Raw genomic sequence first — 17,903 nt, 5'->3', positions numbered from 1 at the left:
CTTTCTTTTTGAAATTTTCTTGCGCGGCGATTATCGACTAGAAACCTGACGCGCTGAAACGCGCCATCGAACGGGGGAGAAACAGTGAAGATCGGGGCACCGAGAGAGATATTCGAAGGCGAGAACCGGGTGGCGCTGACACCCGACTCGGCTGTGCAGTTGCAGAAACTGGGGCATGTCTGTGTTCTGGAAGCGGGCGCCGGGGCCAAGGCAGGCTTTTCGGACGCGGCGTACCGCACCGCCGGGGTCGAGATCGTCACCACTGCGGCAGAGCTTTATGCCGCCGCCGATGTGGTGGTGAAGGTGCGCGGGCCGGAGCCTTCCGAGGTCGCCATGCTGCGGCAGGGGCAGACTCTGATCAGCTTCTTCTGGCCTGCCCAGAACCCCGAACTGCTGGAGGCCGCGAAGGAACGCGGCGCCACGGTCGTCGCCATGGACATGGTGCCGCGCATCAGCCGGGCGCAGAAGATGGACGCCCTGTCGTCGATGGCCAATATCGCGGGCTATCGCGCGGTGATCGAGGCGGGCAACAACTTTGGCCGTTTCTTCACCGGGCAGGTGACGGCAGCGGGCAAGGTGCCCCCGGCCAAGGTGCTGATCGTCGGCGCCGGTGTGGCGGGTCTTGCGGCCATCGGCACCTCGACCTCGCTGGGCGCCATCACGCTCGCCTTCGACGTGCGGCCCGAAGTGGCCGAGCAGATCGAATCGATGGGTGCGGAGTTCGTCTACCTCGATTTCAGTGAAGCGCAGACCGATGGCGCGGCGACCGGCGGTTATGCCGCCCCGTCCAGCCCGGAGTTCCGCGAAGCGCAGCTGAAGAAGTTCCGCGAACTGGCGCCCGACATCGACATCGTCATCACCACCGCCCTCATCCCCGGTCGGCCCGCGCCGAAACTGTGGACCGAGGATATGGTGCAGATGATGAAGCCGGGCTCGGTCATCGTCGACCTTGCGGCCGAGCGCGGTGGCAACTGCGACCTGACGGTGCCGGACGAAAAGATCGTCACCGAAAACGGTGTGACCATCGTCGGCTACACCGATTTCCCCAGCCGGATGGCGGCACAGGCCTCGACGCTTTATGCCAACAATATCCGTCACATGATGTCCGATCTTACACCGAAGAAAGACGGTGTGGTCGATCACAACATGGAAGATGACGTGATCCGCGGCGCGACGGTGACCAAAGACGGTGCCATCACCTATCCGCCGCCGCCGCCGAAGGTGCAGGCCATCGCCGCGCAGAAGCCGAAGGAAAAGGCGAAGGAGCTGACGCCCGAGGAAAAACGCGCGCAGGAAGCCGCGGCCTTCAGGAAACAGACCCGTGATCAGGTGCTGATGCTGGCCATCGGCGGCGGGCTGATCCTGCTGGCGGGGTTGTTCGCGCCCGCGAGCTTCATGGCGCACTTCATCGTCTTCGTGCTGTCGGTCTATGTCGGCGTTCAGGTCATCTGGAACGTCAGCCACAGCCTGCACACGCCGCTGATGGCGGTGACCAATGCGATTTCGTCGATCATCATTCTGGGCGCGCTGATGCAGATCGGCTCGGGCAACTGGCTGGTCGTCATTCTCGCAGCGGCCTCGGTCTTCATGGCCGGGATCAACATCTTCGGTGGTTTCATGGTCACCCGGCGGATGCTCGCCATGTTCCAGAAGTCGTAAGGGGGAGGCCGGGAAATGGAATACGGATTCACCACGGCCGCCTATGTCGTTGCGGCAGTTCTGTTCATTCAGTCGCTGGGCGGCCTTTCGGGGCAGGAAAGCGCCAAGCGCGCGGTGTGGTATGGCATTGTCGGCATGGCGCTGGCCGTGGCGGCCACGCTGGTCGGTCCCGGTGCGGGCAACTGGCTGATCTCGGTTGTCATGGTGGCAGCGGGCGGCGCGATCGGCTGGGTCGTCGCCAAGCGCGTGCAGATGACCGAAATGCCGCAACTGGTGGCGGCGATGCACAGCCTCGTCGGTCTGGCAGCGGTGTTCATCGGGTACAACACTCATATCGAACTTGCCCGCGTGGCAGGCATGGACGAAGCGGCCCGCGCCGCGCTGCACGGCTTTGCCGCCGTGGTGGCGCACAAGACGCCGGTCGAAGTGTCGATCCTGCGGGTCGAGACCTTCCTCGGCGTGTTCATCGGGGCGGTCACCTTCACCGGCTCGGTCATCGCCTTCGGCAAGCTGGCGGGGCGTGTGGACGGCAAGGCGAAAAAGCTGCCGGGCGGTCACATGCTGAACGCAGGTGCGGCGGTGCTGTCGCTGGCGCTGCTGCTGGTCTATCTGCAATCGGGCTCGACGCTGGCGCTGATCGTGATGACGCTGGCGGCCTTCTTCATCGGCTACCACCTGATCATGGGCATCGGCGGTGCCGACATGCCGGTCGTGGTGTCGATGCTGAACAGCTATTCCGGCTGGGCGGCGGCGGCCATCGGCTTCTCGCTGTCGAATGACCTCCTGATCGTGGTGGGCGCGCTGGTGGGCTCTTCCGGTGCCATCCTCAGCTACATCATGTGCAAGGCGATGAACCGTTCGTTCGTCAGCGTGATCCTCGGCGGCTTCGGTGGCACGACCGGCCCGGCGATGGAAGTCACGGGTGAGCAGATCGCCATTGACGCCGAAGGCGTGGCGGCGGCGCTGAACGATGCCGACTCTGTCATCATCATTCCGGGCTACGGCATGGCGGTGGCACAGGCACAGCAATCGGTCAGCGAACTGACCCGCAAGCTGCGCGCCAAGGGCAAGAACGTCCGTTTCGCCATTCACCCGGTGGCGGGCCGTCTGCCAGGGCATATGAACGTGCTCTTGGCCGAGGCGAAGGTGCCCTATGACATCGTGCTGGAGATGGACGAGATCAACGAGGACTTCCCCGAAACGGATGTTGCCATCGTCATCGGCTCGAACGACATCGTGAACCCGGCCGCGCAGGAAGACCCCAACAGCCCCATCGCCGGCATGCCGGTGCTGGAATGCTGGAAGGCGAAACAGGTCTTCGTGTCCAAGCGCGGGCAGGGCACCGGCTATTCCGGCATCGAAAACCCGCTGTTCTACAAAGAGAACACGCGCATGTTCTACGGTGACGCAAAAAAGAGCATCGACGCCCTGCTGCCGATGATCGAGTGATCGCCGCGACATGATGAAAGGCCCCGGCACCGCCGGGGCCTTTTGCATTTCAGCAACAGGGGCGATGCATACGCGGGTATGCCTCGATTCCGCTTCCAAATCCGGGGGCGACCGACCCATCAAGGGGCAAAAGCCCGAGACCGAAAATGCCCAAGATCCCCGACCATCCCCTGCGCTATCCGCTGGTGAACGAACTTCATGCCCGGCCCTTCCCGTCGCTGGAGGTGCCCTGCATGGCCGCCTATGTGGCGATCAAGGAGCCGGTGGACGCCCATAACCGCGACCGGAATGCCGACCGTGCGCATCTGCTGGCGCTGCTGGACCGGCATGGCTCGGCCCATCCGCAGCCCGATGCCACGCATTTCTCGGGCGAGATCGGGCGTGCGACGTTGAAATGGGAAAGCCATACCGAGTTCGTCACCTATTCCGCCTTTACTCCGGGCCTGTCAGAGCGCCCGTTCGATGCGGTGGAGGCCAAGGTCTTTCCGACAGAATGGCTGGCGGCGGCGCCGGGCAAGCGGCTTGCCTCGCTCCTGATCCGGGTCGAACCGATGCCGGAAACCGAGGAAGAGATTCTGGCCCGGATCGACGACTGGTTTGTTTCGGAAAGCCTGGCGGTGTCACGCGTGGTCGATGGCGCGGCGATCATCGCGGGCGATTTCCGCATCGACGCGGCGGGACACATGCGCTTTGCGGTTTTCGTGGCGCCGGGCGTCGGCACGCGGCGCGTGGGCCGGATCGTGCAGCGCCTGTGCGAGATTGAAACCTACCGCGCCATGTCGATGCTGGGCCTCAGCCGGGGGCGCGAACTGTCATCGCGGCTCAATGCGCTTGATCCGCGGTTGTCGGCGCTGGTCACCAGCCTCGACGCGATGGATCGGGGGCCGGAGGCGGTGCTGCATGATCTGCTGTCGATTTCGGCCGAGCTGGAGTCGCTTGCTGTGCGCTATTCCTTCCGCTTCGGCGCGACAGGGGCTTATGAGGCCATCGTATCGCAACGCATCGCGGTGCTGCGTGAAACCCGGCTGGACGGGCGGCAGACCTTTGGTGAGTTCATGATGCGCCGCTATGATCCGGCGATGCGTACGGTGAAATCGACCGAGACGCGACTGGCCACCATGTCGGAACGGACGGCCCGCGCTGCCGAACTGCTGCGCACCCGTGTCGATGTGGACCGCAGCGCCCAGAACCAGCGTCTTCTGGAAAGCATGGACCGCCGCGCTGATCTGCAACTGCGGCTGCAACATACGGTTGAAGGGTTGTCTGTGGTGGCGATCAGCTATTACGCCGTCAGCCTTGCCTCTTATCTGCTGTATCCGCTTGGCAAGCTGGTGCATCTGCCGAAAGAGATGCTGACCGCGCTTCTGGTGCTGCCGGTCATACTGGGGGTCTGGCTGATGATCCGCCGTATCCGGCAAGCGATGCACTGACTGGAAATGCGAACCGGGGGCACGAGGCCCCCGGCTGTTGTTTCAGCGCCCGCGGATCCGCGGATCCAGCGCGTCTCGCAGCCCGTCGCCGATGTAGTTCACACTCAGCACCGTCAGTGAAATGGCAAGGCCGGGCCAGATCACGCGGGCGGGGAACAGCTGCATCTGCTCCACCCCGTCATACAGAAGCCGCCCCCAGGTCGGGAAATCCGGCGGGAAGCCGAGGCCCAGAAAGCTCAGCGCGCTTTCGGTGATGATGGCGCTGGCGATGCCCAGGGTCGCGGCCACCATGATGGGTGACATCACATTGGGCAGCACATGGCGCAGGATCACCCGGCGCGGCGGCGTGCCGATGGATCGGGCGGCCAGCACGAATTCGCGTTCCTTCAGCGCCAGAACCTCGCCCCGCACGATGCGCGCGGCTTGCATCCAGCTTGTCACGCCGATGGCCGAGACAATCAGCAGGAAGGTGCCCGCCTCCGGCCCCAATGCGCCCGCGAGCTTTTCGCGGAACAGCATCACCATGACCAGCAGCAAGGGCAGCAGGGGCAGGGCAAGGAACAGATCGGTCATCCGCATCAGCGGCCCGTCCAGGCGCTTGAAATAGCCCGCCAGCACGCCGACGGTCGATCCCAGCGTGATCGAGATGAGCATGGCGACCAGCCCGACCGAGATCGAGACCTTGCCGCCCTCCATCATGCGCAGCAGCATGTCGCGGCCCAACTGGTCGGTGCCGAAGGGAAATTCCCAGCTTGGCGGTTTGTTGCGGAGCTTGATCTGCTGCGCGATGGTCAGATCGGGCGCATCGCGGAAGAACGGCCCGATGGTGACGAACAGCACCAGAGACACCAGCACGATCAGCCCGAGAAGCGCACCCTTGTGGGTGCGGAACTGATCCCAGACATCACGCCACTGGCTGCGCGGCGGTTTCAGCGCGGCGGGGGAGGCAGCGGTTTCAGTCATAGCGGATTCTCGGGTCCAGGATGCCATAAAGGATATCGGCGATCAGGTTGAACAGCACGATCAGGATTGCGAAGATGAAGGTCAGCGTCTGCACCATTGGCAGGTCATTGCCGTGGATGGCAGAAATCAGCAGCTGGCCGAGGCCATTCACCTTGAACACCTGTTCGGTGATGATGGCGCCGCCGAAGATTGTCGGGATGCCAAGCGCGATCACCGTGACCACCGGGATCATGGAATTGCGCAGCACGTCGCGCAGCACCACCACCCGCTCGGTCATGCCGACCGACCGCGCGGTGCGCACATAATCCTGCCCCAGATTGTCCAGCATCGAGGACCGCATGTAGCGGCTGATCTGCGCCGCATTGTAAAGTGCCAGCACCGAGACCGGCAGCACCATCTGCTTGACCTGCTTGCCGAAGCTGGCCCAGTCCGTCACCCGCAACGTGGTGTCGTAGATCGAGGGGAACCAGCCCAGCTTCACCGAAAAGATCACGATGAGCAGGACGCCGGTAAAGAAGGTCGGCACCGAAAACCCGATCATCGAGATGAAGGTGCCAAGCTGGTCGAACCAGCTGTATTGCCGATAGGCGGAATAAATGCCGATGGGCAGGGCGATCAGCACGCCGATCAGATAGGCCGCGCCGATCACGGTCAGCGTCTGCGGGATGCGCTGCGCGATGATGTCGGCCACCGGGCTGCGGCTTTGCCACGAGATGATGCGCTGCGCGTCACCTGCCAGGTCATAGCCGGTGATGGCGCCAAGGATGTGCAGCGGTTCGATGACGAAGAATTGTTTCAGCCACAGCATATAGCGGAAGAACATCGGCTGGTCGGCGCCAAGCGCCTCGCGCATCTTCTGCTTCACCTCGGGCGGAACGGTCAGTGGCACTTCCGACATCGGGTCGCCGGGGGCGAGCTCCAGCAGCAGGAAGATCACGAGACTGATGAACAGAAGGGTCGGGATGGCCAGCAACAGGCGGCGGATCGTGAATGTCAGCATGGCACGACACCTCGGGTCATGGGTCTTGGCCTCCTGGTCTTGTCGGGAAGGGGGCCGGTGCGGTTGCCGCACCGGCCGGGATCAGAGCCGGGGCTCAGGCCCGCATCACTTCATGCGATACCAGTCCGAGGCATTCCACAGTTCGGAATCCCAGGTGTTCAGCACGACACCGCCCAGGGTTTTCGACCGCGCCGACAGACGGCCACGATCCACCAGCGGCACGATGGTCATGCTTTCCTTGGTCAGCATGTCGTTCAGCTTCTTCGCAAGCTCGGCGCGCTTTTCGAGATCGCCGGTTTTGCCCAGCTCCGCGATCATGGCGTCATAGGCCGGGTCGCAGTAGCGGTTGATGTTCTCGCCCTGCCACTGGGTATCCGGGCGCGGGGCCTTGGCGCAGGTATGTTCCGCCAGATAGGCCTCCGGGTCGGTGCCGTCGAAGTTGTTGGCGTACATCTCGACATCGGCATAGAACTTCTGGAACGTGTCGGGCGAACCGGCGTCGCCGCCGAAGAACACCGAACCGTCCACGGCCTTCAGTTCGACCTCGATGCCGATTTCGTTCCACCAGCCCTTGATCAGCGCCTGGAAGTCCTGCCGCACCGGGTTGACCGAGGTCTGATACAGCAGGCTGAACTTCTTGCCGTCCTTGTCGCGGATGCCGTCGCCGTCGCTGTCGGTCCAGCCGGCCTCGTCCAGCAGCTTCTTGGCGCCTTCGATGTCCTGCGTCAGACAGCCGGTGTTATCGGTCGAGGCATACATTTCCGGTGCGGGCACCAGATTGCAGGTCGGACGACCGGCATTGCCATAGCCGATTTCCACCAGCAGGTTGCGGTCGATCGCCATCGACAGGGCCTGACGCACCTTCAGATCCGACAGGATCGGGTGCGGGTGCTTGGCGGTGGAGCGTTCGCCCTCCGGCAGATCGGGCGAGGGATCGGTCATGTTCATCTCGATCCGTTCGACCAGCGTGCCGAAGCCGCTGACGAATTCGCCCTTGCCGCCCTGTTCCATCGCCTGTTGCAGTTCCGGCGGGATCTGGGTGTTCCAGGCATAGTCGAATTCGCCGGTTTCCATCACGGCGCGCGCGGCCGAGGCGGCATCGCCGCCACCCTTCACCGTCACGGTGGCGAAAGCGGGCTTGGCCGGGTCACGGTATTCCGGGTTGGCTTCCAGCTGGATCACGTCATTGGTCTTGAACTCGACCACCCGGAACGGGCCGGTGCCGATGGGGCCAAAGTTCTGTTCGGTACAGGTCGAGGCGGCAGCGCCAAGGCAATTGGCGAACTGCGCCTTCTGAAGCACCGGCGTCGTCGAACCCACGAAAGCCAGATAGGGGTTGGGCTTCGCTTCCTTGAAGCTGATCTTCACGGTCTGCGGATCGACCGCTTCCACCTTTTCCACGCCCTCGAACTTGGCAAGCTGGGCGCAGCCACCTTCGGGATGCATGCAGTATTCGGCGGTGAACACCACGTCATCCGCAGTCACGGGCGAGCCGTCGGACCATTTCAGATCGGGCTTGATCTTCCAGGTGATCGATTTCTGGTCCTCGGCCACGCCGCCGTTTTCCAGGGTCGGGATCTCGTCCACCAGACGCGGGATCATGACGCCCTTCTCGTCGTAGCCTGCCAGCGGTTCGATCACCAGCGAGGCGTTCTCGATGTCTTTGGTCCCCGAGGACAGATAGGGGTTCAGCGTCGAGGGCGCCTGGGAATAGAGGATATTCACATGGCCGTCGGCGCCACGCTCTGCATAGGCGGCCGGGGCGAGCCCGGCCAGAGCGACGGCGCCCAACAGGGCGGCTTTCATTTTCATTGTTACACTCCTTGTTGTTGGCTGTGCTCTTGTGCCCCGGCTTGGCCGGTTTGCCCGGCTCTCGCGGCGTCTATCGGATGAATAAGATGGCAGGCGACCAGGCGGTCGGGCGCCGCCTCCTGAAGCCGAGGTTCCACCTCGCGGCAGACCGGCATCACCTTCGGGCAGCGGGTGCAGAAGTTGCAGCCTTTCGGCGGGTTGGCGGGCGAGGGCACATCGCCCTTCAGGATGATGCGCTGGCGCGCGCCCTCGCGGCTCGGGTCGGGTTCAGGCACAGCCGACAGCAGCGCCTCGGCGTAGGGGTGCAGCGGCCGGGCATAAAGCGCGTCCACCGGCGAGATTTCCGCGATCTGGCCCAGATACATCACCGCCACGCGGTCGGCGATATGGCGCACCATGCTCAGGTCATGGCTGATGAACAGATAGGTCAGGCCCAGCCTGTCCTGCAAATCCTCCAGCAGGTTCACCACCTGCGCCTGGATCGACACATCCAGCGCCGCGATGGGTTCGTCGCAGACGATGAACTTGGGGTTCAGCGCCAGGGCCCGGGCAATGCCGATCCGCTGCCGCTGACCGCCGGAAAAGGCATGCGGATAGCGGTTGGCGAAGGCGCGGTTCAGGCCGACGGCATCCATCAGCTCATAAATCCGCGCCAGCTTGTCCGCACTCGACAGCCCGCTGTGTTCGTCCAGCGGCTCGCCGATGATATCGGCCACCGTCATGCGCGGGTTGAGACTGGCCTGCGGGTCCTGAAACACCATCTGCATGGTGGGCCGCTTGCGGCGAAGCGCCTCGGGCGACAGGCTCGCCACATCGTCGCCCGCAATGGTGATCTGTCCTGCGGTGGGTTCGTAAAGCCGCAGCAGGGCTCGCCCAACCGTGGACTTGCCGCAGCCACTTTCGCCCACAAGGCCCAGCGTCTCGCCCTCATAGATGTCAAAGCTGATGTCATCCACCGCCTTCACATCGCCGGTGTGCTTGCGCATCAGACCGCTGTGGATCGGGAAATACATTTTCAGATTGCGCACCTCGACCAGAGGGCGCGTCGTGGTGTCACGCATGGGCGGCCTCCTGCGACGGGTCTTCTGCACCTTCGGGCGACCAGTGGCAGGCCACGTCATGCCCCTGACCGACAGGGCGGCCATCCACCGGGCGGCGGACCGGGTTTTCCGCCTCGCAGCGCGCGAAGGCATGGGCACAGCGGGCGCGGAACGGGCAGGCGGCTGGGGCGGAACCAAGGATCGGCGGCTGCCCCTCGATCACCTGCAAGCGTTCGCCGCGCTGGCCGCCCAGCTTCGGGATCGTCTTCAGAAGGGCACGGGTATAGGGGTGGCGCGGGTTGCGGAACAGCTCTTTCACCGGGGCCTGTTCCACCACCTGACCGCCATACATCACCATCACCCGGTCGGCGATTTCGGCCACCACGCCAAGGTCATGGGTGATCCAGACAATCGCCATGCCCAGCTTCTGCCGCAGCTCTTTCACCAGTTCGAGGATCTGCGCCTGAATCGTCACATCCAGCGCCGTTGTCGGTTCATCCGCGATCAGCACCTCGGGGTCGCAGGCCAGCGCAATGGCGATCATCACGCGCTGCCGCATCCCGCCGGAAAACTGATGCGGATAGCTTTTCAGCCGCCGCCGCGCATCGGGAATGCCCACCAGTTCCAGAAGTTCCACGGCGCGGACTTCGGCCTGCGCCTTCGACAGCCCCATGTGCTTGCGCAGCGGCGCCATGATCTGACTGCCCACGGTAAACACCGGGTTGAGCGAGGTCATCGGGTCCTGAAACACGAAGCCGATGCGGGCGCCGCGCACTTTGCGCAGGGCCTCCGGCGTCGCTTTCAGCAGATCCTGACCGCCGAGCAGCACCTGACCGGATTGCACATCAGCCGGGGGCGAGGGCAGCAGGCCGATCAGCGACATCATCGTCACCGACTTCCCCGAACCGCTTTCGCCAACAACGCCCAGAAGCTCGCCGGGCATCAGATGGAAGCTGACATCATTGACCGCGTGAACCGATCCACCACGGGTGTGGAAAACGGTTTTCAGGCCGCGAACCTCAAGTACGGGCATCGCCCCGTCGGGCATATGTAACTCCCCAAGTTTTTGTTTTTATTCTTGTTTGGACGGTCTCATTTGGATTTTGCCGCCATCTTTGACCAGAGTGTCAGATATTTTTCTTCACCTAGCAAGGCAGTTCTATCACTTTGACGGCAAGAGTTTGCGCTCTGCCTGCGATGGACGCTACGGCACTTGCAAATTGCATGGGCACTGGGCAGGCTCGCCCCGGAAAATGGAGATCGCGATGCCCGAGCAGCTTACGCCACGTCAGATTCTGGACCGGCTGGTGGCCTTTCCGACCGTCAGTCGAGGAAGCAATCTGGACCTTGTGGACTGGGTGGAAAGCTATCTGGCGTCCTGGGGCGTGGCAGCGCATCGCGTCTATAATGAAACCGGCGACAAGGCCGCGCTTTATGCCAGCGCGGGCCCGGCGGTGGAGGGGGGCGTCATCCTTTCGGGGCACAGCGATGTCGTTCCGGTTGACGGACAGGACTGGAGCTCTGATCCCTGGACCGTGACCGAGCGGGACGGGCGGCTTTACGGGCGCGGCACCTGCGACATGAAGGGCTTCGTCGCGCTGGCACTGGCCGCCGTGCCGCTGGCGGTGCAGCGCGGGGTGAAGCGGCCGCTGCAATTCGCGCTGTCCTATGACGAGGAACTGGGCTGCACCGGCGCGCCGCCGATGATCGCCGAAATGGCCCGCACTCTGCCGCGCGCATCTGCGGCAGTTATTGGCGAGCCGTCGCGGATGAAACTGGTGAATGGTCACAAGGGCGGCACCGGCTTCTGGGTGCATGTGAAGGGGTTCGAGGTGCATTCCTCGCTTCTGCCCGAAGGGGTCAGCGCCATCATGGAAGCTGCGCGGCTGATCCAGTGGATGAATGACCGCAATGACGAGAACCGGGCGAAGCCGGTCACCGAGATTGCGGGCCTGTTCCGCCCGCCCTTCACAACGCTGCATTCCGGCCAGATCTCGGGCGGGACGGCGCATAACATCACCGCCGCCGATTGTCGGTTCGTCATGGAATTCCGCGTGGTGCCGGGTGAAAGCGTCGAGGACTGGGCCGCGCGGTTCGAGGCTGAATGCACGCGGGTTGAGGCTGCGATGAAGGCCGTGCGCCCCGAAGCGGCGGTGCTGCTGGACCGCATCTTCGTGGTGCCCGCGCTGACCCCGGAAACCAATGGCGCGGCCGAGGCGCTGGTGCGGCGCCTGACCGGCGACAACGGCACCATGGTTGTCAGCTACGGCACCGAGGCCGGGCAGTTCCAGGCCGAGGGCTATTCCGCCGTGGTCTGCGGCCCCGGCGACATCGCGCAGGCTCATCAGCCCGACGAATATCTGGAGGTCAGCGAATTCGAGGCAGGCTGGCGCTTCATGCAGGCGCTGGTCGAGGATCTGGCGCAATGATGCCATTCCCGATTTCCGAGGCAACGCCGGTCCGCTTTGCCGGCCCGCTGCCCGACGCCTGCGACGTGGTGGTGATCGGCGGCGGCGTCATCGGGGTGATGACCGCGTGGAACCTTGCCGAACGCGGGCTGCGCGTCACGCTGTGCGAAAAGGGACGGATCGCGGGCGAACAATCCAGCCGCAACTGGGGCTGGATCCGCCAGCAGGGCCGCGATTTCGGCGAATTGCCGATCATGATGGAATCGCTGCGCCACTGGAAATCGCTGTCGCAGGAATTTGGCGAGGCGCTGGGGTTCCGTCAGGAAGGCGTGATGTATCTCGCCCGGACCGAAGCCGAGATGGCGGGGTTCGAGGCCTGGCGCGCCGAGGCCCGCAGCTTTGGCGTCGATACCGAGATGCAGAGCGCGGGGCAGGTGGCCGAACGCATCGCAGGGGCGGCGACGCCGTGGAAGGGCGGGCTGTTCACCGCCTCCGACGCGCGGGCCGAACCCTGGGTGGCGGTGCCGCTGCTGGCCGAGGGCGCGCAGGCGCGTGGCGCGGTGATCGTGGAAAACTGCGCGGTGCGGGCGCTGGACATCGCGGGCGGTCGCGTCACCGGCGTTGTCACCGAACAGGGCCGCATCGCCTGCGATCAGGTGGTTCTGGCGGGCGGCGCCTGGTCGGCGCTGTTTGCCCGCGCTCATGGCGTGGCGATCCCGCAGCTTTCGGTGCGGGCGACCGTGATGGCGACCGAACCCTTGCCGCAGGTCTTTGCCGGCAATGCGGCAGATGATGCCTTCGCCTTCCGCCGACGTGCCGATGGCGGCTATACGCTCGCCCCCGGTGCGGCGCATGACTTCTTCATCGGGCCGGATGCCTTTCGCAACTTCGGCCTCTATCTGCCTGTGTTGAAAAAGGATTTCCGCTCCACGAAGTTCCATCCCGCCGCACCTTCGCATTACCCCGATGCCTGGGGCACTCCGCGTCGCTGGGCGGCGGATGCAACCAGCCCGTTTGAACGGATGCGCGTGCTGAACCCCGAACCCTCGGCCCGGATTGTTGCCGATGTCTGCCAAAGCTTCGCCGCCTGCTTCCCGCATCTCGGGGCGCCGAAGCTCAAGGCAGCATGGGCCGGGATGATCGACACGATGCCTGATGTGGTGCCAGTGGTGGACCGGGTGGCGGCGCTGCCCGGTCTGGTGCTGGCAACGGGGATGAGCGGCCATGGCTTCGGCATCGGCCCCGGTTTCGGCCGCGTCATCGCCGATCTGGTGGCCGGGAACGATACCGGCCACGATCTGCACCGTTTCCGGCTGACCCGCTTCACCGACGGCAGCAAAATCGCACCCGGCCCGTCATTGTGATCAAATCCCGACACGCCGGGGTTGAAGCGGCGCGGTGATTGTAACAGGCTGGCATCCAAGTCCGCACGCGCGGCCAGGACACGAGGAACGCCATGCCCCCGAAGAACCGATTTGCCGAACTGCTGCCCGAAATCACTGCCTGGCGGCGTGATTTCCATGAAAACCCGGAACTGCTGTTCGAAGTGCACCGCACGGCGGGCAAGGTGGCCGAACTGCTGCGCGGCTTTGGCTGCGACGAGGTGGTGGAGGGCATCGGCCGCACTGGCGTTGTTGGGGTCATCAGGGGCCGGACGGACAGCACGGGCCGTGTCATCGGGTTGCGCGCCGATATGGATGCGCTGCCGATCATCGAACAGACCGGGGTTGCCTATGCCTCCAAGACCCCCGGCAAGATGCATGCCTGCGGCCATGACGGCCATACCGCCATGCTGCTGGGCGCGGCCAAATATCTGGCGGAGACCCGCAATTTCGACGGCACCGCCGTGGTGATCTTCCAGCCCGCCGAAGAGGGCGGCGGCGGCGGGCGCGAGATGTGCGCCGATGGCATGATGGGCCGCTTCGGCATTCAGGAAGTCTATGGGATGCACAACATGCCCGGCATCCCGGTCGGCCATTTCGCCATCCGCCCCGGCGCCATGATGGCGGCGGCGGATCAGTTCGACATCACCGTGACCGGCAAGGGCGGCCATGCCGCCAAGCCGCATGACTGCATCGACACCACCGTTGTCGCCGCCCATATCATCGTCGCGGCGCAGACCATCGCCAGCCGCACGGTCGATCCGCTGAAACAGGTCGTCGTCTCGATCTGCACTGTCGCCACCGATTCCACCGCGCATAACGTCATTCCGCAGGTGGTGAAGATGAAAGGCACCGTGCGCACCATGGACCCGGCGGTGCAGGATCAGGTGGAACAGCGGTTGAAGGAAATCGTTGAGGGCACGGCGCTGGCTTTGGGCGCGAAGGCCGAGCTGAACTATCAGCGCGGCTATCCGGTGACGATGAACACCGAGGAAAATACCGGCTTCGCCGCCGAGGTGGCGCAGGCGGTGTCCGGCTATGTCGACACCAATACCGCGCCGCTGATGGGGGCCGAGGATTTCAGCTTCATGCTGAACGAACGCCCCGGCGCCTATATCTTCCTTGGCAATGGCGATACCGCGATGGTGCATCACCCGGCCTATAACTTTGACGACAATGCCATTCCCTTCGGCGCAAGCTGGTATGCGGGCATGGTGGAAACGCGGATGCCGGCCGCCTGACGGTCAGAACAGCGGGCGGGGCGTCGAAGCCCCGTCCTCTTCCTGTGCCAGTTCGGCCAGCCGCGCCGGATCAGGCACCGCCAGATAGCCGCCGGACCAGTGCGCGGCGCCCAGGATGCGCAGCCGGGCCAGCGTCTTGTTGGTATGAACCAGCGAAAGACCCAGCGCATCGGCCAGATCGCGCTGGCGCCAGGGCAGCGGCACGCCGCGCGGCCCCTGCATCCCCGTCGCAACCGCCCGTCGCCACAGTCGCAGCAAGGCCCAGGCCAGACGGCTGGTCGCGTCGCGCTGGCCGAGGGTCAGCAAGGCCTCTCCCAGAAAATGTTCTTCCGTCGCCGCCAGATAAGTCAGGTCGAAGGCGCGGGCGGGTTGATCGCGAAACACCCGCCACAACTCGTTCCGTTCAAAACGGCACAGGGTCATGTCGGTCGTAGCCTCGACCGAATGTTTCATCTCGCCCATAACTCCCGACTGCAAGCCAAGGAAATCCCCGGGAAAAACGAAATTCACCACCTGCCGTTCACCATCCGGCAGCGATTTGCTGCGCAGGCCCTGACCGCGCAGCACGGTGTAAAGCCACGGGCTCGATTGCCCCTCCCACAGCAAGACCTGTCCGGCGGCCACCTCCACCTCTGACGATTTGAAGGCCTGCATGAAGGCGACCTCCCCGGCATTCATCGGCTGGAACATCGGCTGGCAGCGCAGGGGGCAGTCGGCGCAGGCTGTGGGCATGGCGAATTCCTCTTCGGCTATGTCACAGTTTAATGCGAACCTGCGCAGACGGTTCCATGCTACCGGGGAATCGGGCGGAGAATCGGGTGACCGGAGATCCTGGCGCAGGGAGAATGGGATGCGACGGCTGTTTCTGGTGGTCGACCCGGTCCGGCTGGTGGCCGAGGATCTGGGCATGCTGATCGGCGAGGCTGACCGCATGGCGACGGTTCTGGTCGCGACCGAGATCGAGGCGGCGCTGGCCGAACTGGCCGATGCTGTGGATCTGGCGGCGGCTTTCCTGAACCTGCCTTTCGCCACGGCGCGCGACAGCGGTCTGCTGGAGCGTATAGCGGCGCTGGGTGGCCGATATGTCAGTCTGCGCGCCTCGGTCGAGGCGCTGCCGGGACAGCCGCCGCCCCTGGTGCTGGACCTGCCGTTCAGCGACGAGAGCGTGGCCGGAATGCTCCGACAGCTCCGCTGAAGCGGGGCTTCCGGTGCGGTACAGGCGGTTTTTCGCGCTTCTCGATCTCGTCCAGCACGCGACGCAGGTCTTCGACCCCGATATTGGCCGACAGGCGCAGGTCGCCCAGAATCCGCTCCAGCACCTCTGGCGAGGGGCGGTCGGCGCGGCGCGGCGCGGCGGTGGCGTCATGGGGCAGGCGGAAAGGATAGACCCGGCCGGTCAGCCGGTTTACCGCGATGGCTGCGATCACCAGAATGGTGCTGTCCAGCATCACCGGCGTCAGCGCGAACTGGTAGCCCAGCTTCATCGTCGCCGGGGCTGACAGTACGGCGGCCATGGCAACGGCAGCGCCGGGCGGATGCATGGCACGCAGCAGCATCATCGCCAGCGTCGCCCCGCCCACCGCCAGCGCAATGGTCAGCGGGACGGGCAGGCCGAATTGCAACACGGTCACCGCCACCGCAGCACTCGCGCCATTGCCGATCACCACTGACCAGGGCTGTGTCAGCGGGCTGTTGGGAACCGAGATCAGCAGGAAGGTGGTGGCCGCCAGCGGGGCGATCAGCGAGAACCGCGCATCGTTGGCGCCAAGCAGCATCTGCATCAGCGCGGCCAGACCCAGTGTCAGCCCGATGGCCCCCGCCGCGCGCAGCATTTCGATGCCGCGCGGCATCATCATGGCGGGTAGCAGATGCTCTGCCGCGGCAGTCAGCCATTTCCGCCTGTCGCTCACGGCTTCAGCCACCCGTGTGGCTCATGTGGCGGGTCATCTGGCCGGCGATGGCCTGGCGCGAGTAATCGAAGTCATGGCCCTTGGGCTTGCGGGCGATGGCGGCGCGGATCGCCTGTTCCAGCCCGGCGTCATCGGGGCTGGCGCGCAGCGGCGCGCGCAGGTCTGCCATGTCTTCCTGCCCGAGACACATGTAAAGCTCGCCCGTGCAGGTCAGCCGCACCCGGTTGCAGCTTTCGCAGAAGTTATGCGTCAGCGGCGTGATGAAGCCGATCTTCTGCCCCGTCTCCTCCAGCCGCACATAGCGCGCCGGACCGCCGGTGCGTTCCGCCAGATCGGTGAGGGCAAAGCGTTCGGCCAGCCGGGCCCGCAGGTCGGTCAGCGCCCAGTATTGCGACAGCCGGTCCTCGCCGCCCAGATCGCCCATCGGCATGACCTCGATGAAGGTCAGGTCATGGCCCTCCCGCGCGCACCAGTCGACCAGCGGGAACAGCTCGTCCTCGTTGAAGCCCTTCAGCGCCACGGCATTGATTTTCACGCGCAGTCCGGCCGCCTTCGCGGCCTCGATCCCGTCCAGCACCTGCGGCAGGCGCCCCCAGCGGGTGATTTCCGCGAATTTCGCGGGATCGAGCGTATCCAGAGACACGTTGATCCGACGGATCCCGCAATCGACCAGTTCCTGTGCGAAACGGGCAAGCTGGCTGCCGTTGGTTGTCAGTGTCAGCTCTTTCAGCGCGCCGCTGTCCAGATGGCGCGACATGGCGCGGAAGAAGGTCATGATACCCTTGCGCACCAGCGGCTCGCCCCCGGTGATGCGCAGCTTTTCCACGCCCATATGCACGAAAGCGGTGCAAAGCCGGTCAAGTTCCTCCAGCGTCAGCAACTCTGCCTTCGGCAGGAATGTCATGTGTTCAGCCATGCAATAAGTGCAGCGGAAATCGCAGCGATCCGTCACCGAAACCCTCAGGTATCGGATGGCACGGGCGAAAGGGTCGATCAGGGGCGCGTTCATGCCTGAAAGGTAGGCATTCGCCGAACGGCCAGCAAGCGCGAATCCGACAGTTGAAGCGCCGTTCCCCCCCGACTATCGTTGCACTCTGCCCGATGCGGGCGCGTGAGAAGGAGGTGCGGAATGCTGCGTGGTCTGACGATTCTGGGGGGGTGCCTGCTACTGGCGGGCTGCGCCGACTTGAAGATGCCTCAGTTCGGCAAGCGCCCCTCTGCACCGCAAAGCGCAATTTCCGAGCCGCTGCCGCTGCCCACGCCCGAGCTTTCGGCGCCGCCGCCGAAACCCGGCGCCCGCACGGCCGAGACGCTGGACACGACCACCGACGAACAGCGCAAGGCCGCCACGGCGGCGACGGTTCCGGCCGGAGGCTCGCTGGGCAAGGTGGTGGTGACACTGGGCGATCCGACCACGCCGGGATTCTGGCTGCGGTCGTCGCTGGTGTCGGCGCCGGTGCCGGGGGTGATCCGGACGGCCGGTGGCGTGACCGTGCAGGTTGACCTGATGCCGGGCGAGGGCGCTGCGCAACTGTCGCTGGCAGCCTTCCGCGCGGCGGGCCTGTCGCTGACCGATCTGGCCACCGTCGAGGTTCTTAAACGGTAAGGC

Annotated in this window: 16 protein-coding genes; 8 read left to right on the top strand and 8 right to left on the bottom strand. The window is 64.7% G+C overall.

Features of this window, described 5'->3' with window-relative positions; all coding sequences use genetic code 11:
- Positions 1–84 precede the first annotated feature (84 nt).
- From C8N34_RS01700 to C8N34_RS01690, 3 genes are all read left to right on the top strand, one after another.
- Complete coding sequence (locus C8N34_RS01700; RefSeq protein WP_108127116.1) at positions 85–1,659, top strand: Re/Si-specific NAD(P)(+) transhydrogenase subunit alpha; 1,575 nt, start codon at positions 85–87, stop codon at positions 1,657–1,659.
- A gap of 15 nt (positions 1,660–1,674) precedes the next feature.
- Positions 1,675–3,108, top strand: a complete 1,434-nt coding sequence (locus C8N34_RS01695; protein WP_054301637.1) for an NAD(P)(+) transhydrogenase (Re/Si-specific) subunit beta — start codon at positions 1,675–1,677, stop codon at positions 3,106–3,108.
- A gap of 146 nt (positions 3,109–3,254) precedes the next feature.
- Entirely contained in the window at positions 3,255–4,538 is a 1,284-nt protein-coding gene (locus tag C8N34_RS01690; RefSeq protein WP_054301638.1) for a DUF3422 family protein, read from the top strand.
- Positions 4,539–4,580: 42 nt separating this feature from the next.
- Here C8N34_RS01690 and C8N34_RS01685 read toward each other — a convergent pair whose 3' ends face one another.
- The 5 genes from C8N34_RS01685 to C8N34_RS01665 all read right to left on the bottom strand — a co-directional run bounded on the left by C8N34_RS01685 (position 4,581) and on the right by C8N34_RS01665 (position 10,401).
- Positions 4,581–5,501 (bottom strand): ABC transporter permease, encoded by a 921-nt coding sequence (locus tag C8N34_RS01685; protein WP_054301639.1) that lies wholly within the window; start codon positions 5,499–5,501, stop codon positions 4,581–4,583.
- Positions 5,494–6,501, bottom strand: coding sequence for an ABC transporter permease (locus C8N34_RS01680; RefSeq protein WP_054301640.1), 1,008 nt, complete (start codon positions 6,499–6,501; stop codon positions 5,494–5,496). The genes C8N34_RS01685 and C8N34_RS01680 overlap by 8 nt, the downstream gene beginning before the upstream one ends.
- Before the next feature lie 105 nt (positions 6,502–6,606).
- Complete coding sequence (locus C8N34_RS01675; protein ID WP_054301641.1) at positions 6,607–8,313, bottom strand: peptide ABC transporter substrate-binding protein; 1,707 nt, start codon at positions 8,311–8,313, stop codon at positions 6,607–6,609.
- 2 nt (positions 8,314–8,315) lie between these two features.
- The gene (locus tag C8N34_RS01670) at positions 8,316–9,374 is read right to left on the bottom strand and encodes an ABC transporter ATP-binding protein (protein ID WP_054301642.1); all 1,059 of its coding nucleotides are present in this window, start codon (positions 9,372–9,374) and stop codon (positions 8,316–8,318) included.
- A complete protein-coding gene (locus tag C8N34_RS01665) occupies positions 9,367–10,401 on the bottom strand; it encodes an ABC transporter ATP-binding protein (protein WP_108127114.1) in 1,035 nt (344 codons plus the stop codon). Before C8N34_RS01665 ends, C8N34_RS01670 begins: the two co-directional genes overlap by 8 nt.
- Before the next feature lie 217 nt (positions 10,402–10,618).
- Here C8N34_RS01665 and argE point away from each other — a divergent pair, with 217 nt between their 5' ends.
- The 3 genes from argE to C8N34_RS01650 all read left to right on the top strand — a co-directional run bounded on the left by argE (position 10,619) and on the right by C8N34_RS01650 (position 14,384).
- A complete protein-coding gene (gene argE / locus C8N34_RS01660) occupies positions 10,619–11,782 on the top strand; it encodes an acetylornithine deacetylase (protein WP_108127444.1) in 1,164 nt (387 codons plus the stop codon).
- Positions 11,782–13,125, top strand: coding sequence for an NAD(P)/FAD-dependent oxidoreductase (locus C8N34_RS01655; protein WP_199750640.1), 1,344 nt, complete (start codon positions 11,782–11,784; stop codon positions 13,123–13,125). The genes argE and C8N34_RS01655 overlap by 1 nt, the downstream gene beginning before the upstream one ends.
- A 92-nt stretch (positions 13,126–13,217) precedes the next feature.
- A complete protein-coding gene (locus C8N34_RS01650) occupies positions 13,218–14,384 on the top strand; it encodes a M20 aminoacylase family protein (protein ID WP_108127110.1) in 1,167 nt (388 codons plus the stop codon).
- 3 nt (positions 14,385–14,387) lie between these two features.
- Here the strand turns inward: C8N34_RS01650 and C8N34_RS01645 are convergent, their stop codons facing one another.
- Positions 14,388–15,116: a Crp/Fnr family transcriptional regulator gene (locus tag C8N34_RS01645; protein WP_054301646.1), complete on the bottom strand. Its 729-nt coding sequence runs from the start codon at positions 15,114–15,116 to the stop codon at positions 14,388–14,390.
- 118 nt (positions 15,117–15,234) lie between these two features.
- Here C8N34_RS01645 and C8N34_RS01640 point away from each other — a divergent pair, with 118 nt between their 5' ends.
- Positions 15,235–15,579, top strand: a complete 345-nt coding sequence (locus tag C8N34_RS01640; RefSeq protein WP_054301647.1) for a hypothetical protein — start codon at positions 15,235–15,237, stop codon at positions 15,577–15,579.
- Here the strand turns inward: C8N34_RS01640 and C8N34_RS01635 are convergent.
- Together C8N34_RS01635 and moaA are read right to left on the bottom strand one after the other, a co-directional pair.
- The gene (locus C8N34_RS01635) at positions 15,536–16,306 is read right to left on the bottom strand and encodes an HPP family protein (protein ID WP_108127108.1); all 771 of its coding nucleotides are present in this window, start codon (positions 16,304–16,306) and stop codon (positions 15,536–15,538) included. The two genes, C8N34_RS01640 and C8N34_RS01635, sit on opposite strands and share 44 nt — an antisense overlap.
- Entirely contained in the window at positions 16,299–17,303 is a 1,005-nt protein-coding gene (gene moaA / locus C8N34_RS01630; protein WP_108127106.1) for a GTP 3',8-cyclase MoaA, read from the bottom strand. Before moaA ends, C8N34_RS01635 begins: the two co-directional genes overlap by 8 nt.
- 120 nt (positions 17,304–17,423) lie before the next feature.
- On the opposite strand from moaA, the gene C8N34_RS01625 reads away from it, so the two are divergent.
- Entirely contained in the window at positions 17,424–17,900 is a 477-nt protein-coding gene (locus C8N34_RS01625; protein WP_108127104.1) for a D-galactarate dehydratase, read from the top strand.
- Positions 17,901–17,903 lie beyond the last annotated feature (3 nt).

It is taken from the genome of Gemmobacter caeni, assembly GCF_003054195.1.
Lineage (GTDB): Bacteria > Pseudomonadota > Alphaproteobacteria > Rhodobacterales > Rhodobacteraceae > Gemmobacter > Gemmobacter caeni.
The sequence above is the reverse complement of the archived record's forward strand: the minus strand, read 5'-3'. Positions and strand labels throughout refer to the sequence as shown.

Excerpts from the sequence above, each read along its gene's own strand:
- C8N34_RS01695 (WP_054301637.1), top strand. The coding sequence starts at position 1,675 with ATGGAATACGGATTCACCACGGCCGCCTATGTCGTTGCGGCAGTTCTG.
- C8N34_RS01690 (WP_054301638.1), top strand. The coding sequence starts at position 3,255 with ATGCCCAAGATCCCCGACCATCCCCTGCGCTATCCGCTGGTGAACGAA.
- C8N34_RS01685 (WP_054301639.1), bottom strand. The coding sequence starts at position 5,501 with ATGACTGAAACCGCTGCCTCCCCCGCCGCGCTGAAACCGCCGCGCAGC.
- C8N34_RS01680 (WP_054301640.1), bottom strand. The coding sequence starts at position 6,501 with ATGCTGACATTCACGATCCGCCGCCTGTTGCTGGCCATCCCGACCCTT.
- C8N34_RS01675 (WP_054301641.1), bottom strand. The coding sequence starts at position 8,313 with ATGAAAATGAAAGCCGCCCTGTTGGGCGCCGTCGCTCTGGCCGGGCTC.
- C8N34_RS01670 (WP_054301642.1), bottom strand. The coding sequence starts at position 9,374 with ATGCGTGACACCACGACGCGCCCTCTGGTCGAGGTGCGCAATCTGAAA.
- C8N34_RS01665 (WP_108127114.1), bottom strand. The coding sequence starts at position 10,401 with ATGCCCGACGGGGCGATGCCCGTACTTGAGGTTCGCGGCCTGAAAACC.
- argE (WP_108127444.1), top strand. The coding sequence starts at position 10,619 with ATGCCCGAGCAGCTTACGCCACGTCAGATTCTGGACCGGCTGGTGGCC.
- C8N34_RS01655 (WP_199750640.1), top strand. The coding sequence starts at position 11,782 with ATGCCATTCCCGATTTCCGAGGCAACGCCGGTCCGCTTTGCCGGCCCG.
- C8N34_RS01650 (WP_108127110.1), top strand. The coding sequence starts at position 13,218 with ATGCCCCCGAAGAACCGATTTGCCGAACTGCTGCCCGAAATCACTGCC.
- C8N34_RS01645 (WP_054301646.1), bottom strand. The coding sequence starts at position 15,116 with ATGCCCACAGCCTGCGCCGACTGCCCCCTGCGCTGCCAGCCGATGTTC.
- C8N34_RS01640 (WP_054301647.1), top strand. The coding sequence starts at position 15,235 with ATGCGACGGCTGTTTCTGGTGGTCGACCCGGTCCGGCTGGTGGCCGAG.
- moaA (WP_108127106.1), bottom strand. The coding sequence starts at position 17,303 with ATGAACGCGCCCCTGATCGACCCTTTCGCCCGTGCCATCCGATACCTG.
- C8N34_RS01625 (WP_108127104.1), top strand. The coding sequence starts at position 17,424 with ATGCTGCGTGGTCTGACGATTCTGGGGGGGTGCCTGCTACTGGCGGGC.